An 18,042-nucleotide genomic window follows, 5' to 3' on the forward strand; every position below is an offset into this window, starting at 1 on the left:
CACGATGACGACTAAACGCAAACCCTATGTGCGACCAATGACGTCCACCTGGTGGAAAAAGCTGCCATTTTATCGTTTTTACATGCTGCGCGAAGGCACGGCGGTTCCGGCAGTCTGGTTCAGCATTGAACTGATTATCGGCCTGTTTGCACTCAAGCATGGTGCAGAGTCCTGGATGGGCTTTGTCGCCTTTTTGCAAAACCCGGTGGTGGTGATCCTGAATATTATCGCCCTGGCAGCAGCGCTGCTGCATACCAAAACCTGGTTTGAGCTGGCGCCAAAAGCTGCCAACATCATCGTAAAAGACGAAAAAATGGGGCCAGAGCCGATCATCAAAGGTCTCTGGGCAGTTACTGTGGTTGCGACAGTAGTAATACTGTTTGTTGCCCTGTTCTGGTAAGGAGTCCGGAATGATTAATCCAAATCCAAAACGCTCTGACGAACCCGTATTCTGGGGCCTGTTTGGTGCAGGCGGTATGTGGAGCGCAATCATTGCGCCGGTGATGATCCTGCTGGTCGGCATTATGCTGCCGCTGGGCTTTGTTCCTGATGCTTTCAGCTATGAACGCGTACTGGCATTCGCTCAGAGCTTCATCGGACGTGCGTTTCTGTTCCTGATGATCGTTCTGCCGCTGTGGTGTGGTTTACACCGTATGCACCACGCGATGCATGACCTGAAAATCCACGTGCCTGCGGGCAAATGGGTATTCTACGGACTGGCAGCTATCCTGACCGTTGTAACGGCTATTGGGATCCTGACCATCTAATCGCATGCGCTAATTATCAGGCCCGCCAATGGCGGGCCTTTTTATTAGTGCAGCATCCCGGTCAACCAGCGGGAAAACTCACGCATCGCGGACGTCTCCGGACGAGATTGTAAACGCGTTATCCAGTAACTCCCCAGATCAATCTGCGTTAGAAAAGGCTGCACGATACGTTCACTACTGAGCAAATGCGTGAACATTCTTACCGGTGCAATTGCCACACCAATCCCCGCCTGCGCGGCTTCCAGCATTGAGACGGACGAGTCAAACACCACCACGTTGTGCGTCGGTGACGGAGGCGCTTCTCCGGCGGCCTGCATCCAAAGCGTCCATTCATCACGCCGATACGATCGTAATAACGGAAATTTCAGGATGTCCACAGGTGCTTTAATCTGCGAGGCCAATGTCGGTGAACACAGCGGAGACATCAGCGCGCTACACAAATATTGCGCATCGGTATCGTGCCAGGCTCCTCCTCCGTAGCGAATAGTATAATCCAGCCCTTCGGCGGCGGGATCCACACGGTTATTGTGGGTGGAAATATGCAAATCAATATGCGGACAGTGGCGCTTAAAATTGCTCAACAGAGGGAAAAGACAGCCGACCGCAAAGGTCCCCACCACGCCAATTTTAAGTTTTTCCTGAGTCTGTTTAGTGGCAAAACGATCCAGCACCCCCGCCATACGATCGAAAGAGTCATTAAGTACAGGTAACAGACTTTCCCCTTCAGTCGTCAACATTAACCCTCGAGAACCACGCACAAAAAGCTGACAATTCAGCTGTTGCTCCAGCGCTTTCACATGCTGGCTTATTGCAGAATGCGTCACGTTGAGCTCAATCGCAGCGCGGGTAAAGCTGAGATGTCTGGCCGCTGCTTCAAAAGCCCGCAGCGAGTTAAGGGGGATATAGCTACGCGTCATTATCTGGCCTGTTAGAAAAACTTATATCTGCTGCTAAATTTAACCGTTTGTCAACACGGTGCAAATCAAACACACTGATTACGTCTGACGGGCCCGGACACCCTTTCGCTTTTAATTACGGAACTGATTTCATGATGAAAAAATCGATATGCTGCGCGCTGCTGCTGACAGCTTCTTTCGCCACGTTTGCCGCCGCAAAAACAGAACAACAAATTGCCGATATCGTTAACCGCACCATCACACCGCTGATGCAGGAGCAGGCTATTCCGGGTATGGCCGTTGCGATTATCTATCAGGGGAAACCTTATTACTTTACCTGGGGTAAAGCCGATATCGCCAATAACCGTCCAGTCACGCAACAAACGCTGTTTGAACTCGGATCGGTCAGTAAAACGTTCAACGGTGTGCTGGGCGGCGATGCTATCGCCCGCGGCGAAATTAAGCTCAGCGATCCGGTCACGCAGTACTGGCCTAAACTGACTGGTAAGCAGTGGCAAGGTATCAGCCTGCTGCACTTAGCCACCTATACGGCAGGCGGCCTGCCGCTTCAGGTTCCGGACGACGTTACGGATAAAGCCGCGTTACTACGCTTTTATCAAAACTGGCAGCCGCAATGGGCCCCAGGCGCTAAACGTCTTTATGCTAACTCCAGCATTGGTCTGTTTGGCGCCCTGGCGGTGAAACCCTCGGGCATGAGCTACGAAGAGGCGATGACCAAACGCGTCCTGCACCCCTTAAAACTGGCGCATACCTGGATTACGGTTCCGCAGAGCGAACAAAAAGATTATGCCTGGGGTTATCGCGAAGGAAAACCTGTGCATGTATCCCCTGGCCAACTTGATGCTGAAGCCTACGGGGTGAAATCGAGCGTTATCGATATGACCCGTTGGGTTCAGGCCAACATGGACGCCAGCCAGGTTCAGGAGAAAACGCTCCAGCAGGGCATCGAGCTTGCGCAGTCACGTTACTGGCGTATTGGCGATATGTACCAGGGCCTGGGTTGGGAGATGCTGAACTGGCCGGTGAAAGCCGACTCGATAATTAGCGGTAGCGACAGTAAAGTGGCACTGGCAGCGCTTCCTGCCGTTGAGGTAAACCCGCCCGCGCCTGCCGTGAAAGCCTCATGGGTGCATAAAACGGGCTCCACTGGCGGATTTGGCAGCTACGTTGCTTTCGTTCCAGAAAAAAACCTTGGCATCGTGATGCTGGCAAACAAGAGCTACCCAAACCCTGTTCGCGTCGAGGCCGCCTGGCGCATTCTTGAAAAACTGCAGTAACGGACAAGGAGGCCCTGGATATTGGGCTTCCTTTCTTTCTCTTTTTTTCCTGCTGTCATCTACACTTAACAAAAATCCAGCAAGGAAAATCCCATGCGCATTCTGCCCGTCGTTGCTGCAGTTACGGCTGCATTTCTGGTTGTCGCTTGCAGCACCCCAACACCACCGAAAGGTGTTACCGTAGTAAATAACTTTGATGCCACACGCTATCTGGGCACCTGGTATGAAATTGCGCGTTTCGACCATCGATTCGAGCGCGGACTGGAAAAAGTGACTGCTACCTACAGCCTGCGCGACGACGGCGGTATCAATGTTATTAACAAGGGCTATAACCCGGACAGAGGAATGTGGCAGAAAACGGAGGGGAAAGCCTACTTCACTGGCGACCCAAACCGCGCTGCGCTCAAGGTCTCGTTTTTTGGCCCCTTCTATGGCGGGTATAACGTGATTGCCCTCGACAGGGAATATCGTCACGCGCTGGTTTGCGGGCCGGATCGCGACTACCTGTGGATCCTTTCACGGACCCCTACTATTTCAGATGAAATGAAACAGCAAATGCTGGCCATCGCGACCCGGGAAGGGTTTGAGGTGAATAAGCTGATTTGGGTAAAACAGCCTGGTGCTTAGTGGGTGCTCAGCTTGAGGCCAATAATACCGGCCACAATCAGCCCGAGGCTCAGTAACCGCGCCGGGCTGGCAGATTCACCCAGCAGCAGAATCCCTGTAATGGCCGCCCCGACTGCGCCGATACCCGTCCATACGGCATAGGCGGTTCCTACAGGCAACGTACGCATTGCCCAGGAGAGCATGGCGATACTGACGATCATTGCCACAATAGTGATAATGCTTGGCGTCAAACGCGTAAAACCGTGGGTATATTTCAGGCCAATCGCCCAGACAACTTCGAGCAGACCTGCAATTAATAAAACGATCCAGGACATATCAGGCTCCAGAACAATGGGGCCGTCCCCGGTGAAAGAAGCGTTTGCAGGTCGTCCTGCAAAGCTGATGTGTGAAATGGCATTTTTGCCCGAGAGAAAATGAATTTCAACCTTTTTATTCGCTGCCCGCTAAAAGCAAGAATTAAGCATAATTAGCGGCGTAGTTCCCGCATTTGGCACTCATCGGAGTTCTCTATGATGAAGGGCTTTCTGAATCCGGAAAGTCGATTGCCTCTCTTCTGAATGCGAAAAGGTTATGCTTAAAATTTTAGTGATTGACCGGTGCCACTTTACCCGCACAGGGATTGAGGCCTTGCTTAATCATTCTGGCAGGTTCAGCTCCTCATTTCTTGTGTCAGGGATCAATAATCTCCTGTTAGCAAAAGAGCATATTTTGCAGTGGAAGCCGCATCTGGTGATCGCGGATTTATACAGTTTTATTAGCGAGACGCATACCAGTCCGCCAATTAAACCCTTTTTCATGAGCTGCGGCGTCATCCCGCTGATTTTACTGCAATCAGTTGAAAGACAGCACACCTCAATGGCTTCCTCTCAATCCGTCGCCTATTCGGTCTTAACCAAGCACACCACGCTAAACGCGCTCTCACACACGATTCAGGAGGCGCTACAGCTTCGCCCCACATTAGAAATAGCCGAAAACGCGACTCCGCTGCTTACGCCGCAGGAGGAGAAAGTATTGTCAATGTGGATGGATGGTGTGAGTAACAATGCGATAGCCGCCGCACTCAGCATTCATGGCAAGACGGTCTACACCTATAAACGGAATATCCGCATGAAACTGCACATGGGGAACCGCTTCTCACCGTTTCTCTCACTCCCCGGGAAGGGGAATTAACGGTACGACGTGACGTCGTACCGTTCATGATTATTGTTGAGCTTTTGTCGCTGCACCAGAGATTGCGCTACCGCCCTCAGAGATATCCTGCCCAACACCTTTCGTGGTATTGCACGCAGTCAATACTGAAGAAAGAACCAACACAGAAAAGATCGCTGCAATTGTCTTTTTAACCATAACGTCTTCCTTTTCTAGCCAATATTGTTTGTGTATAGCTCATTAATAATAGACAAGATCCGCAAGTTTGATGGATAAACAACCGTTTTTAAGACTATGAGAGAGTGTTAGCTGGCGGCGTGAGAGATTGAATTGCCAAGATGTTTGATGTCTTCACCGAAGCCGCGCGCGGTATTACAACCCGCCAGGAGAGTGCTGGTGAAAAGGATGAGCATTACAAGACTGAGAAGACGTTTCATCATTCCTGCCCTGGAAAAAGTATGGCGCAGTAACCTGCGCCATAAGATCAAATAGATATCTTATTTTACGCGAGAAACGTATTCGCCGGAGCGAGTATCCACTTTGATCACTTCACCGATCTGTACGAACAGCGGAACTTTAACGACTGCGCCAGTAGACAGAGTAGCCGGTTTGCCGCCAGTACCAGCGGTATCGCCTTTCAGACCTGGGTCGGTTTCAACGACTTCCAGCTCAACGAAGTTTGGCGGAGTCACGGAGATCGGCTGACCGTTCCACAGGGTCACGATGCATTCAGCCTGGTCCAGCAGCCATTTAGCGTTATCGCCTACCGCTTTCTCGTCTGCAGCCAGCTGTTCGAAAGTGGTGTTATTCATGAAGTGCCAGAACTCACCGTCGCTATACAGGAAGGTCAGGTTCATGTCGGCTACGTCTGCGCCTTCAGCGGAATCGGTAGACTTGAAGGTTTTCTCTACGCGAGTACCGGTCAGCAGGCGACGCAGCTTAACGCGCGCAAATGCCTGGCCTTTACCTGGTTTAACGAATTCGCTGGCTTCAACCGCATAAGGTTCGCCGTCCAACATGATTTTAAGACCAGCACGAAAATCGTTGCTATAGTACGTTGCCATAAGGCCCTCTGAAAATTGTTAACTGGTAGCTAAGCCACAAAATGGCGCATATTGTAACCCTAAATACCCCATCCAGAGAAGATTGGTTATCGCAACTTGCCGATGTTGTAACCGATCCTGATGAACTTCTGCATCTTTTGAATATAGACGCAGATGAAAAACTGTTGGCCGGACGCGACGCGAGACGACTTTTCGCCCTGCGCGTACCGCGCGCCTTTATTGCTCGTATGGAAAAAGGCAATCCGGACGATCCGCTTTTGCGTCAGGTACTTACTTCTCAGGAAGAGTTTGTTGCTGCACCTGGCTACTCGACCGATCCGCTGGAAGAACAGCACAGCGTGGTCCCCGGTTTGCTGCATAAATATCGCAATCGGGCGCTGTTGTTGGTTAAAGGCGGTTGCGCGGTAAATTGTCGCTATTGCTTCCGCCGACACTTCCCGTATGCCGAAAACCAGGGCAATAAGCGCAACTGGCAGGTCGCCCTGGACTACATTAGCGCGCATCCTGAGCTGGATGAGATTATCTTCTCCGGTGGTGATCCGCTAATGGCCAAGGACCATGAACTGGACTGGTTACTCACGCAACTGGAAGCCATCCCGCACATTAAGCGTCTGCGCATTCACAGCCGTTTGCCGATTGTGATCCCCGCGCGCATTACTGAAGGACTGGTCCAGCGCTTTGCGCGCTCCTCCCTGCAGGTTCTGCTGGTCAACCACATTAACCACGCCAATGAGGTCGATGAGGCGTTTCACCAGGCGATGGTCCGACTGCGTACCGCTGGCGTCACGCTACTCAACCAAAGCGTTTTGCTGCGTGGCGTGAACGATAACGCACAAACGCTGGCGAACCTGAGCAACGCCCTGTTTGATGCGGGGGTGATGCCCTATTACCTGCACGTACTGGACAAAGTGCAAGGTGCCGCCCACTTTATGGTCAGCGACGATGAGGCACGTCACATTATGCGTGAACTGCTGACGTTGGTTTCCGGCTATATGGTCCCCAAACTGGCGCGAGAAATTGGCGGAGAGCCAAGTAAAACGCCGCTGGATCTGCAACTACGCCAACAATAACCATTATTGAGTGTCCGATTCCGGACACTCACCACGATTACTTATTATTTAAATCCTCACAAGTGGAGCCACGCTTTTAATCTGTGCTATTTTAATTAGCGCTATAAAGTCATTAATTCATAATTTGTATAATTAGAGCAAAATCCAGAATATTAATAAATATATGGTTAGGGAGAACCTTTTATGGCTATAAGTATTAAGGGCATTAATACCGGTGTTATTCGTCAAAAGAATGAATTTATTGCTTTAGCATTAAAGATAAAAGAACCAAGGAATAAATCGTCGTTATTTTTTCTTTCTCCGCTTGGGCTAAGAGATCTGCTTATCGCCCTGGAAAGCAGGCTATCCGCTAAACATCAGCTTAGCGAAGAAGAGCATGCGCAATATGAGAAGGAATGCGATAAAGTCAGCCAAAAGATGCACGAAAATATTCCTTTGATTCAGGAAGATGAGCTAAAAAATGCCGACATTAATCGTCGCATAAATTCGCTGATGTTAGTGGATGACAAAGGCGAAAACTTAACATTTTCTCTGACACTGCATGATGGACAAACGTGTGAATTACTGATTAATGAACTACAGATTCGGGTGCTGGTCCATGCTGTTATTCATGCAATAAATAATGCTGGCATGCGGGAATTAGCGCTACGAATTACATCGCTGCTGGATTTCCTGCCGCTGTACGATGTTGATTGCCAGGCAAACGACAATCTGGAATACGACTCTTATACGCACCCCGAATGGAAACAAAGCCTGTTTCATCATTATCTGGCGATTATTTACCGCTATACAGATGATCAAGGAAAAGCCCAGTTCTGTGGTTCGGTAGTAAAAACTCGCGCCCCTTCCGGCAGCAAAGAGGCCGAAGCCATTACTCGCCGTCTTCTCGATTTCAGCCCACGGCTGAAAAAGCTTGCTGGTGTACCGTGCCAGGTGTTTGTCAGAACGTTAACGGGTGATAAGGCGCAAAAGCTCAATCAGGATCAGTGCCTGCGCGCGCTGCATCATTTACGCGCTCAGTCTGTGCATAACGCTCAAAATGCCTGATGTTTCTGCGCTTATCAGGCCGACGAATTTGTATCGTAGGCCTGATAAGACGTTGTAGCGTCTCCATCAGGCATCAACAGCATTTATCAATTTGGGCACTTATAAACCTGCCCAGTCATTTCACTGGCAGTAGGAACAAAGCTGGACAGCATTCCCTGTGATGGGCTGCTGACGCCATAAATCACGTTACCACCCATTGCCGCAGCCTGGTTACGCAGATCGTTTGCTGCGCCACGCATAGAGCCACCCTCTTCGCCGTGCTGGCCAGAAAGCCAGTTGCTTTGCGTACCGGTTGCAGTGCCAATCAGTTGACACTCTGCGCCAGGCTTCTCTTCGACGAAGCGTACGCTTTGCCCGGCTGAACTCAGTTCGTTGCTGGAGCTACAACCCGCCATCAGTAGCGCGGCACCAACGATCCCTGCTAAATATTTCACGTGCATGTCATTCCCCATAATCAATGAGCTGGACGTTATGTCCGTAGCTGAATCATATACTAAAAAGATGACCAAAAGAAAAACCCCCGGACATTTCTGCCCGAGGGTTTCTCATTTTTCGCGAGATACGTATTTAATCAAATAATTCAAGTTGCAGGCAGGCGGCAGTTCATGAATCCCCCAGTGCTTACATGAGTAAGTGACTGGGGTAAACGAACGCAGCCAATGAACCTGCGGCTTGAAGTATGAAGATTAAATTACATCATGCCGCCCATTCCACCCATGCCGCCCATACCACCAGCAGCACCTAAGTCAGGCGCATCGCCTTTCGGCAGGTCAGTAACCATGCACTCGGTGGTGATCATCAGACCCGCAACAGAAGCCGCGTACTGCAGAGCTGAACGCGTTACTTTGGTTGGATCCAGGATACCCATGTCGATCATGTTACCGTATTCTTCAGTTGCAGCGTTGTAACCGTAGTTACCGTCACCCGCTTTCACGGTGTTAGCCACTACAGACGGCTCTTCGCCGCAGTTCAGTACGATTTGACGCAGCGGAGATTCCATTGCGCGCAGCGCAACTTTGATACCTACGTTCTGGTCTTCGTTCTGACCTTTCAGACCGGCAATTTTAGACGCTACGCGAATCAGCGCAACACCACCACCAGCAACCACGCCTTCTTCTACCGCAGCACGAGTCGCGTGCAGGGCATCTTCAACGCGGGCTTTCTTCTCTTTCATTTCAACTTCAGTCGCAGCACCAACTTTGATAACCGCAACACCGCCTGCCAGTTTCGCTACGCGCTCCTGCAGTTTTTCACGGTCGTAGTCGGAAGTTGCTTCTTCGATCTGCTGACGAATCTGAGTCACGCGACCCTGGATTGCAGCTTCGTCACCCACGCCATCAATGATGGTGGTGGTGTCTTTGTTGATAACAACGCGTTTCGCCTGACCCAGATCTTCCAGAGTTGCTTTTTCCAGCTCCATACCGATCTCTTCAGAGATAACGGTACCACCGGTCAGGGTAGCGATATCCTGCAGCATCGCTTTACGACGGTCGCCGAAGCCAGGCGCTTTAACCGCCGCGACTTTCACGATACCGCGCATGGTGTTAACAACCAGAGTTGCCAGCGCTTCGCCTTCAACATCTTCAGCGATGATCAGCAGTGGTTTACCGGCTTTTGCTACTGCTTCCAGCACCGGCAGCATTTCGCGGATGTTGGAGATTTTCTTGTCAGCCAGCAGGATGAACGGGCTTTCCAGTTCTACTGCGCCAGTTTCCGGCTTGTTGATGAAGTAAGGAGACAGGTAACCACGGTCGAACTGCATACCTTCAACCACGTCCAGTTCGTCCTGCAGACCGGTACCGTCTTCAACGGTGATCACGCCTTCTTTACCGACTTTGTCCATCGCTTCAGCGATCAGTTTACCTACGGTTTCGTCGGAGTTAGCGGAGATAGTACCAACCTGAGCAATAGCTTTAGAGTCAGAGCACGGTACGGACAGTGCTTTCAGTTCTTCAACGGCAGCAGCGACAGCTTTGTCGATACCACGTTTCAGATCCATCGGGTTCATGCCCGCAGCAACGGCTTTCAGACCTTCAGTGATGATGGACTGCGCCAGTACGGTTGCGGTGGTGGTACCGTCGCCTGCAGCGTCGTTCGCTTTAGAGGCAACTTCTTTCACCATCTGCGCCCCCATGTTTTCGAACTTGTCTTCCAGTTCGATTTCACGGGCTACGGAAACACCATCTTTAGTGATGGTCGGTGCACCGAAAGATTTATCCAGAACTACGTTACGGCCTTTTGGACCGAGGGTAACTTTCACTGCATCTGCCAGTACGTTTACGCCGCGCAGCATTTTCACACGAGCGTCGTTACCGAATTTTACGTCTTTAGCTGCCATTTTCTCTTTCCCTTAAATTCGTATGTTCAGTGTCGTTCGCGGATTAAGCTTCAACAATTGCCAGGATGTCACTTTCAGACATGATCAACACTTCTTCATTGTCGATCTTCTCAGATTTAACACCGTAGCCATCGTTGAAAATAACGATATCGCCGACTTTAACGTCCAGCGGCTGTACGGTACCGTTGTCCAGGATGCGGCCCTTACCGACAGCGATGATTTCGCCACGAGTTGATTTACCTGCTGCAGAACCGGTCAGTACGATGCCGCCAGCAGATTTAGATTCAACTTCTTTACGTTTGACGATCACACGATCATGTAACGGACGAATACTCATTGATAGCTCTCCTTTGAGAAAGTCTTTATCAGTTATGGGTGACGCCGGCCCGTGAACGGTTTCCCGGCTAGTGACCAGAGAAATGGGGATGGGGCTTTGTACCTTCAAGGGGGCAAGCGAAAAAAAATTTATATCAGCAGAAAATTCCGTCAAAACGCCGACGCGCATCACATTTTATAACGATTTCAGTCACGTCGTCATAAGCAAATACGATTGTGATACCATCAAAAATCTGCGCTGTAGCCCGGTCAATGGGCATAACCGGATAACAACTTATGAGCGGACTGAAACAAGAGCTGGGACTGGCTCAGGGCATTGGCCTGTTGTCGACATCATTGCTAGGTACAGGCGTTTTCGCCGTCCCTGCGCTAGCCGCGCTGGTGGCTGGCAACAACAGCCTGTGGGCCTGGCCGGTGCTGATTGTTTTAGTCTTTCCCGTGGCGATTGTCTTTGCCGTACTGGGCCGTCATTTTCCCAGCGCGGGTGGCGTGGCGCATTTTGTTGGTATGGCCTTTGGCTCACGCCTGGAGCGCGTCACCGGATGGCTATTTTTGTCGGTGATTCCCGTCGGCTTGCCTGCGGCATTACATATTGCCGCCGGATTTGGTCAGGCGATGTTTGGCTGGCATGACGAACAGCTTCTGTTGGCAGAGCTCGGTACGCTGGCATTGGTTTGGTATATCGGCTCCCACGGTGCCAGCTCTAGCGCTAATCTGCAAACGGTCATTGCCGGATTGATTGTTGCCCTCATTGTCGCCATCTGGTGGGCGGGCGATGTGAAACCTGGCGAAATCCCCTTCCCTGCGATAACCGAGATTGAGCTCCCCGGACTGTTCGCCGCGCTGTCGGTGATGTTCTGGTGTTTTGTTGGCCTTGAAGCGTTTGCCCATCTGGCATCTGAATTCAAAAACCCGGAGCGGGATTTCCCGCGCGCGCTGATGATCGGCCTGCTGCTTGCGGGCTCTGTTTATTGGGCATGCACCGTCGTCGTGCTTCATTTTGGCGCCTACGGTGAGCAAATGGCGGCGGCGGCCTCACTGCCAGAGATCGTCGTGCAGTTATTTGGCGTACAGGCACTGTGGGTCGCCTGCATCATTGGTTATCTGGCCTGTTTTGCCAGTCTCAACATTTATATTCAAAGCTTCGCCCGGCTGGTCTGGTCGCAAGCGCAATATAAGCCGGAGAGCCATCTGGCGCGTCTGTCTCCCCGTCACCTTCCGCGCAATGCGCTAAACGCCGTATTGGGCTGCTGCGTGATCAGTACGTTGTGCATCTATATGCTGAAAATCAATCTCGATGCGTTAATCGTCTATGCTAACGGCATCTTTATTATGATTTATTTGCTGTGCATGCTGGCGGGATGTCGATTACTGAAAGGGCATTATCGCATGCTGGCGGTCATTGGCGGTCTACTGTGTCTGCTGCTGTTGGCAATGGTTGGCTGGAAGAGCCTGTATGCGCTGATTATGCTGGCAGGGCTGTGGCTGTTTTTACCCCGCAGGCCGGATAAGGCGACGTTGACGCCGTCATCCGGCAGATAAGCATTTTGCCGGATGGTGCTCACGCTTATCCGGCCCGCATACTGATGCTTAATCCCGAGGATCGTCTTTATGATCAATACGGTTGCGATCGTCGTCTTTGCGCTGAAATTCGCCATCAAAGGTCTCACCGCCACCGGTTCCGGCGCTGAAACCACCGCCCGGCATACGCGAAAAACGCAAATGCGGCAGCAGTTTCATCGTCAGATGTTTTTGCACCGGGGGTAATAAAAGAAGAAGACCGAGGAAATCGGTGAAAAAACCGGGCAGTACCAACAGCAAACCAGCAATGATCAGCGACACGCTCTTGATCATTTCTGCAGCAGGACTTTCACCAGCCGCCATTTTTTGTTGCATCAGTAAAAAGTTTTTAAATCCCTGGTTACGAACCAGAGACATACCGATAACCGACGTAAAAATAACCAAAATCAGCGTCATCAGGACACCCAGGACATGGGCAACCTGAATAAAAATAGATATCTCTATGTAAACATAGAGAAAAATGGCAAGTAATGGTATCCAGCGCAAAGGGTTCTCCTGTCAATAACAGTCGTTTTTTTCAACGCCTGTCCGATGAATTATGTGACTCGCATCAATTAGATGTTGAGGTGGTTAGCAAAATTTCAAGTCGCTTGTACACTTATTTTTAGTATTAATCCTAAAGGGGTGATCCATTTCACAGAATAATAAATAAGGGGTAAATTCCACGCTTTAAGTGATCCAGATTACGGTAGAAATCCTGAACCAGCATATGATCTCGAGTATCAGACCGATGCAGGGGATAATCGTCGGTCGAGAAACAATCGAAATCACATATATCCTGTGTGTTTAGTCAAATCATTGGCAGCTTGAAAAAGAAGGTTCACATGTTAAACAACATTCGTATCGAAGAAGACTTGTTGGGTACCAGGGAAGTTCCAGCGGACGCCTACTACGGTGTTCACACTCTGAGAGCGATTGAAAACTTCTACATTAGCAACAACAAAATCAGCGACATTCCTGAATTTGTTCGCGGTATGGTAATGGTTAAAAAGGCAGCGGCAATGGCCAACAAAGAGCTGCAAACCATTCCTAAGAGTGTGGCAAATGCCATCATCGCGGCGTGTGATGAAGTCCTGAATAACGGAAAATGCATGGATCAATTCCCGGTAGATGTTTACCAGGGTGGTGCGGGTACCTCCGTCAACATGAACACCAACGAAGTGCTGGCCAATATCGGTCTGGAACTGATGGGTCACCAGAAAGGTGAATATCAGTACCTGAACCCGAACGACCACGTTAACAAATGTCAGTCTACCAACGACGCTTACCCAACTGGCTTCCGTATCGCGGTATACGCATCCATCATCAAACTGATCGATGCCCTGAACCAGCTGCGTGAAGGCTTCGAACAAAAAGCTGTTGAATTCCAGGACATCCTGAAAATGGGCCGTACCCAGCTGCAGGATGCTGTACCGATGACCCTCGGTCAGGAATTCCATGCTTTCAGCGTACTGTTGAAAGAAGAAGTGAAAAACATTAGTCGTACCGCTGAGCTGCTGCTGGAAGTTAACCTCGGTGCAACTGCAATCGGTACGGGTCTGAACACGCCGAAAGAATACTCCCCGCTGGCAGTACAGAAACTGGCTGAAGTCACTGGCTTCGCCTGTGTTCCGGCAGAAGACCTGATTGAAGCAACTTCTGACTGCGGCGCATACGTTATGGTTCACGGCGCACTGAAACGTCTGGCTGTTAAGATGTCCAAAATCTGTAACGACCTGCGTTTGCTCTCCTCTGGCCCACGTGCTGGTCTGAACGAGATCAACCTGCCGGAACTGCAGGCTGGTTCTTCTATCATGCCAGCAAAAGTGAACCCAGTTGTTCCAGAAGTCGTAAACCAGGTTTGCTTTAAAGTCATCGGTAACGACATCACCGTTACTATGGCATCTGAAGCTGGTCAGCTGCAGCTGAACGTAATGGAGCCGGTCATTGGCCAGGCAATGTTTGAATCCATTCACATTCTGAGCAATGCTTGCTACAACCTGCTGGAAAAATGCGTTAGTGGTATCACTGCTAACAAAGAAGTCTGTGAAGCGTTTGTATTCAACTCCATCGGCATCGTTACTTACCTCAACCCGTTCATCGGTCACCACAACGGCGACATCGTCGGTAAAATTTGTGCCGAAACCGGTAAGAGCGTACGTGAAGTTGTCCTGGAACGCGGTCTGTTGACCGAGTCTGAACTGGACGATATCTTCTCTGCACAGAACCTGATGCACCCTGCTTATAAAGCAAAACGTTATACTGATGAAAGCGAACAGTAATCGTGTAGGGTAGTACCGGAGAAGGCACGTCATGATGACGTGCCTTTTTTCTTACTCGAAGTTACTTAAAAACAACAATTTAATATCAACTTGTTAAACAACAAGGAAGGCTAATATGATAGTTTTAGAACTTATCATCGTTTTGCTGGCAATCTTTTTAGGTGCCAGACTTGGGGGTATCGGTATTGGATTTGCAGGTGGGCTGGGTGTTCTGGTTCTTGCCGCTATTGGCGTAAAACCAGGTAATATTCCGTTCGATGTTATTTCCATTATCATGGCGGTTATCGCTGCCATCTCTGCCATGCAGATTGCCGGTGGTCTGGACTATCTGGTTCATCAAACTGAAAAACTGCTGCGTAAAAACCCGAAATTCATCACGATCCTTGCACCAATCGTGACCTATTTCCTGACTATCTTTGCCGGTACCGGCAACATTTCACTGGCAACTCTGCCGGTTATCGCTGAAGTCGCGAAGGAACAAGGTATCAAACCTTGCCGTCCGCTCTCTACCGCAGTGGTTTCTGCACAGATTGCGATTACGGCGTCGCCAATCTCCGCAGCCGTGGTTTACATGTCTTCCGTAATGGAAGGTCATGGCATCAGCTACATTCACCTGCTGTCCGTGGTCATTCCGTCCACTCTGCTGGCCGTTCTGGTGATGTCCTTCCTGGTAACGATGCTGTTCAACTCCAAACTGTCTGACGACCCGATTTACCGTAAGCGTCTGGAAGAAGGTTTGGTTGAACTGCGTGGTGAAAGACAAGTTGAAATCAAAGCTGGCGCGAAAACCTCCGTTTGGTTGTTCCTGCTGGGCGTGATTTGCGTAGTTGTATACGCCATCATCAACAGCCCAAGCCTCGGCCTGGTCGCTAAACCGCTGATGAACACCACCAACGCAATCCTGATCATCATGCTGAGCGTCGCGACGCTGACTACGATCGTCTGCCGCGTTGAAACTGACTCCATCCTGAACTCCAGCACCTTTAAAGCGGGTATGAGCGCCTGTATTTGTATCCTGGGTGTTGCATGGCTGGGTGACACCTTCGTATCTCACAACATTGACTGGATCAAAGATACTGCAGGTAGCGTAATTCAGGGTCATCCGTGGTTGCTGGCTGTCATCTTCTTCTTTGCTTCTGCGCTGCTGTACTCTCAGGCTGCAACTGCTAAAGCACTGATGCCGATGGCTCTGGCTCTGAACGTTTCCCCACTGACTGCTGTTGCGTCTTTCGCCGCTGTTTCTGGCCTGTTCATTCTGCCAACCTACCCAACTCTGGTTGCGGCGGTGCAGATGGATGACACCGGTACAACCCGCATCGGTAAATTCGTCTTTAACCATCCGTTCTTCATCCCAGGTACTCTGGGCGTGCTTTTGGCTGTCTGCTTCGGCTTCTTGCTGGGCAGCTTCATGCTGTAAGACTTTACTGCAGGGTGCCTTCGCGCCCTGCAGTTCCTCCTCCTCATCATCCCGCTTTAACTAACATCCTTCCCTCGTCCGTTGTATAGTGACCACTCTTTAGCTGGTTACTCTGTTCTTTCGAGGTGTTTATGCTTGATGTAAAGAGTCAGGATATTTCCATCCCCGATACCGTTGTGGTGCTCTGTACCGCCCCGGATGAAGCAACCGCCCAGGATCTGGCCGCCAAAGTGCTGGCGGAAAAACTGGCTGCCTGCGTGACGCTGCTGCCTGGCGCGACCTCCCTCTATTATTGGGAAGGTAAACTGGAGCAGGAATATGAAGTCCAGATGATTTTAAAAACCACCGTCACACACCAGCAAGCCCTTCTCGACTGCCTGAAGTCACATCATCCATACCAAACGCCTGAACTTCTGGTTTTACCCGTCACTCACGGAGACTTTGATTACCGCTCATGGCTCAACGCATCCTTACGCTGATCCTGCTGCTGTGCAGCACATCTACCTTTGCCGGATTATTTGACGCGCCTGGCCGCTCGCAGTTTGTTCCTGCCGATCGGGCGTTTGTTTTTGATTTTCAGCAAAACCAACACGATCTGAACCTCTCATGGCAGGTTAAAGATGGCTACTATCTGTATCGCAAACAGATAAGCATTACGCCATCTCAGGCCGATATCGCCGAGGTAAAACTACCGCCAGGCGTCTGGCATGAAGATGAGTTTTATGGCAAAAGTGAGATTTACCGTAAACAATTGACTATCCCGGTCACGGTCAATCAGGCTAAATCTGGCGCAACATTAACGGTCACATACCAGGGCTGTGCCGACGCCGGTTTTTGCTATCCGCCTGAAACTAAAACGGTGCCATTAAGTGAAGTGTCTGCCGATACCAGGGCGACACCTGCGCCAGTTCCTGCCACCGATACTTTGCAAGAGAGACCACAACCCGCAACCCAGCTTCCCTTCTCTGCGCTGTGGGCATTGCTAATCGGAATTGGCATCGCGTTTACACCTTGCGTATTGCCGATGTATCCGCTGATTTCCGGTATCGTGCTGGGCGGCAAACAACGCTTATCAACCGGACGCGCGCTGCTGCTGACGTTTATCTACGTCCAGGGAATGGCGCTCACTTATACCGCGCTGGGTCTGGTTGTTGCCGCCGCTGGATTGCAGTTCCAGGCTGCGCTACAGCATCCTTACGTCCTGATTGGCCTTGCCGTCGTCTTTACGCTGCTGGCCCTTTCGATGTTTGGCTTGTTCACGCTGCAACTCCCTTCATCGCTGCAAACACGCCTTACATTGATGAGTAACCGTCAACAAGGCGGTTCCCCCGGTAGCGTCTTTGCGATGGGGGCGATTGCCGGCCTCATCTGTTCTCCTTGTACAACAGCCCCGCTAAGCGCGATTTTGCTGTATATCGCTCAGAGCGGGAACATGTGGCTGGGAGGCGGCACGCTGTATCTGTACGCGCTGGGGATGGGATTACCTCTGATGCTAATTACCGTATTCGGTAATCGTCTGTTACCTAAAAGCGGCCCATGGATGGAACATGTCAAAACCGCTTTTGGCTTTGTCATTCTGGCGCTCCCCGTCTTCTTACTCGAACGCATCATTGGCGACGACTGGGGCGTTCGCCTGTGGTCGCTGTTGGGCGTCGCATTCTTTAGCTGGGCATTTATCACCAGCCTGCAGGCAAAGCACGCCTGGATGCGCATCGTGCAGATTATCCTGTTAGCTGCAGCGCTGGTAAGCGTTCGGCCATTGCAGGACTGGACGTTCGGCGTGCCGCATGCTCAAACCCAGACACACCTTAACTTCACGCCTGTGGCTTCGGTGGATGCGCTAAATCAGGCGCTGGCACAAGCTAAAGGCAAGCCCGTGATGTTGGATCTGTATGCTGACTGGTGCGTGGCCTGCAAGGAGTTTGAGAAGTATACGTTTAGCAATCAGCAGGTTCAGCAAGCGCTAGGCGACACAGTGCTTTTGCAGGCGGATGTGACTGCAAATAATGCCCAGGATGTCGCTCTGCTGAAACATCTACAGGTTTTAGGTTTGCCGACTATTTTGTTCTTTGACGCCGAGGGGAAAGAGCATCCGGAGGCTCGGGTAACCGGCTTTATGGATGCCGCGACCTTCAGCGCACATTTGCGCGATCGCCAACCGTGAGCGACACTTGCAACAGGAAATACGGAG

At 50.8% G+C, this 18,042-nt stretch carries 21 protein-coding genes; 12 read left to right on the plus strand and 9 right to left on the minus strand.

From position 1 onward, the window contains the following. Positions 1-4: 4 nt before the first annotated feature. Positions 5-400: a fumarate reductase subunit FrdC gene (gene frdC / locus HV311_RS22835; protein ID WP_016151401.1), complete on the plus strand. Its 396-nt coding sequence runs from the start codon at positions 5-7 to the stop codon at positions 398-400. 10 nt (positions 401-410) lie between these two features. Beyond that, a complete protein-coding gene (gene frdD / locus HV311_RS22840) occupies positions 411-767 on the plus strand; it encodes a fumarate reductase subunit FrdD (protein ID WP_003025535.1) in 357 nt (118 codons plus the stop codon). A gap of 44 nt (positions 768-811) precedes the next feature. Here the strand turns inward: frdD and ampR are convergent, their stop codons facing one another. Beyond that, positions 812-1,684 (minus strand): LysR family transcriptional regulator AmpR, encoded by an 873-nt coding sequence (ampR, locus tag HV311_RS22845; RefSeq protein ID WP_191220509.1) that lies wholly within the window; start codon positions 1,682-1,684, stop codon positions 812-814. A 131-nt stretch (positions 1,685-1,815) separates the two neighbouring features. Between ampR and blaCMY the strand changes: the two genes are divergently transcribed. Beyond that, positions 1,816-2,961 carry a CMY-2 family class C beta-lactamase gene (gene blaCMY, locus HV311_RS22850; protein WP_191220510.1) on the plus strand — a complete coding sequence of 382 codons (1,146 nt, stop codon included), beginning with the start codon at positions 1,816-1,818 and terminating at the stop codon, positions 2,959-2,961. A 93-nt stretch (positions 2,962-3,054) separates the two neighbouring features. Then, the gene (locus tag HV311_RS22855) at positions 3,055-3,588 is read left to right on the plus strand and encodes a lipocalin family protein (protein ID WP_016151398.1); all 534 of its coding nucleotides are present in this window, start codon (positions 3,055-3,057) and stop codon (positions 3,586-3,588) included. Here the strand turns inward: HV311_RS22855 and sugE are convergent. Beyond that, on the minus strand, positions 3,585-3,902 hold the full coding sequence (gene sugE, locus HV311_RS22860; protein ID WP_016151397.1) for a quaternary ammonium compound efflux SMR transporter SugE: 318 nt from the start codon (positions 3,900-3,902) through the stop codon (positions 3,585-3,587). The two genes, HV311_RS22855 and sugE, sit on opposite strands and share 4 nt — an antisense overlap. A gap of 256 nt (positions 3,903-4,158) precedes the next feature. Between sugE and HV311_RS22865 the strand changes: the two genes are divergently transcribed. After that, a complete protein-coding gene (locus HV311_RS22865; protein ID WP_046275848.1) occupies positions 4,159-4,758 on the plus strand; it encodes a helix-turn-helix transcriptional regulator in 600 nt (199 codons plus the stop codon). A 30-nt stretch (positions 4,759-4,788) separates the two neighbouring features. Here the strand turns inward: HV311_RS22865 and ecnB are convergent, their stop codons facing one another. The 3 genes from ecnB to efp all read right to left on the minus strand — a co-directional run bounded on the left by ecnB (position 4,789) and on the right by efp (position 5,801). After that, the gene (gene ecnB / locus HV311_RS22870) at positions 4,789-4,935 is read right to left on the minus strand and encodes a lipoprotein toxin entericidin B (RefSeq protein ID WP_016151395.1); all 147 of its coding nucleotides are present in this window, start codon (positions 4,933-4,935) and stop codon (positions 4,789-4,791) included. A 107-nt stretch (positions 4,936-5,042) separates the two neighbouring features. Next, positions 5,043-5,177, minus strand: coding sequence for a lipoprotein antitoxin entericidin A (gene ecnA / locus HV311_RS22875; RefSeq protein ID WP_016151394.1), 135 nt, complete (start codon positions 5,175-5,177; stop codon positions 5,043-5,045). Between the two features lie 57 nt (positions 5,178-5,234). Further along, positions 5,235-5,801 (minus strand): elongation factor P, encoded by a 567-nt coding sequence (gene efp, locus HV311_RS22880; RefSeq protein ID WP_003025478.1) that lies wholly within the window; start codon positions 5,799-5,801, stop codon positions 5,235-5,237. A gap of 41 nt (positions 5,802-5,842) precedes the next feature. On the opposite strand from efp, the gene epmB reads away from it, so the two are divergent. Both epmB and yjeJ read left to right on the plus strand, forming a co-directional pair. Further along, positions 5,843-6,871, plus strand: a complete 1,029-nt coding sequence (gene epmB, locus HV311_RS22885) for an EF-P beta-lysylation protein EpmB (RefSeq protein ID WP_047358982.1) — start codon at positions 5,843-5,845, stop codon at positions 6,869-6,871. A gap of 183 nt (positions 6,872-7,054) precedes the next feature. Further along, the gene (gene yjeJ, locus HV311_RS22890; protein WP_191220511.1) at positions 7,055-7,918 is read left to right on the plus strand and encodes a YjeJ family protein; all 864 of its coding nucleotides are present in this window, start codon (positions 7,055-7,057) and stop codon (positions 7,916-7,918) included. Positions 7,919-8,004: 86 nt separating this feature from the next. Here the strand turns inward: yjeJ and HV311_RS22895 are convergent, their stop codons facing one another. The 3 genes from HV311_RS22895 to HV311_RS22905 all read right to left on the minus strand — a co-directional run bounded on the left by HV311_RS22895 (position 8,005) and on the right by HV311_RS22905 (position 10,593). Beyond that, a complete protein-coding gene (locus HV311_RS22895) occupies positions 8,005-8,358 on the minus strand; it encodes a DUF4156 domain-containing protein (protein ID WP_016151391.1) in 354 nt (117 codons plus the stop codon). Positions 8,359-8,609: 251 nt separating this feature from the next. Further along, positions 8,610-10,256: a chaperonin GroEL gene (gene groL / locus HV311_RS22900; RefSeq protein WP_003025464.1), complete on the minus strand. Its 1,647-nt coding sequence runs from the start codon at positions 10,254-10,256 to the stop codon at positions 8,610-8,612. Positions 10,257-10,299: 43 nt separating this feature from the next. Further along, entirely contained in the window at positions 10,300-10,593 is a 294-nt protein-coding gene (locus HV311_RS22905) for a co-chaperone GroES (RefSeq protein ID WP_000027827.1), read from the minus strand. 275 nt (positions 10,594-10,868) lie between these two features. Here HV311_RS22905 and yjeH point away from each other — a divergent pair, with 275 nt between their 5' ends. Continuing rightward, entirely contained in the window at positions 10,869-12,134 is a 1,266-nt protein-coding gene (yjeH, locus tag HV311_RS22910) for an L-methionine/branched-chain amino acid transporter (RefSeq protein WP_095715376.1), read from the plus strand. Positions 12,135-12,182: 48 nt separating this feature from the next. Here the strand turns inward: yjeH and HV311_RS22915 are convergent, their stop codons facing one another. Then, positions 12,183-12,659, minus strand: coding sequence for an FxsA family protein (locus HV311_RS22915; RefSeq protein WP_016151389.1), 477 nt, complete (start codon positions 12,657-12,659; stop codon positions 12,183-12,185). A gap of 338 nt (positions 12,660-12,997) precedes the next feature. Between HV311_RS22915 and aspA the strand changes: the two genes are divergently transcribed. From aspA to HV311_RS22935, 4 genes are all read left to right on the plus strand, one after another. Then, positions 12,998-14,434, plus strand: coding sequence for an aspartate ammonia-lyase (gene aspA / locus HV311_RS22920; RefSeq protein WP_016151388.1), 1,437 nt, complete (start codon positions 12,998-13,000; stop codon positions 14,432-14,434). A 115-nt stretch (positions 14,435-14,549) separates the two neighbouring features. Continuing rightward, positions 14,550-15,851, plus strand: coding sequence for an anaerobic C4-dicarboxylate transporter DcuA (gene dcuA / locus HV311_RS22925; RefSeq protein ID WP_191220512.1), 1,302 nt, complete (start codon positions 14,550-14,552; stop codon positions 15,849-15,851). Positions 15,852-15,982: 131 nt separating this feature from the next. Further along, the gene (gene cutA, locus HV311_RS22930) at positions 15,983-16,330 is read left to right on the plus strand and encodes a divalent cation tolerance protein CutA (RefSeq protein ID WP_003025447.1); all 348 of its coding nucleotides are present in this window, start codon (positions 15,983-15,985) and stop codon (positions 16,328-16,330) included. Then, complete coding sequence (locus HV311_RS22935; RefSeq protein WP_191220513.1) at positions 16,306-18,015, plus strand: protein-disulfide reductase DsbD; 1,710 nt, start codon at positions 16,306-16,308, stop codon at positions 18,013-18,015. The genes cutA and HV311_RS22935 overlap by 25 nt, the downstream gene beginning before the upstream one ends. The last annotated feature ends 27 nt before the right edge of the window (positions 18,016-18,042 follow it).

This window comes from Citrobacter sp. RHBSTW-00881 (genome assembly GCF_013728515.1).
GTDB classification, from domain to species: Bacteria; Pseudomonadota; Gammaproteobacteria; order Enterobacterales; family Enterobacteriaceae; genus Citrobacter; species Citrobacter braakii.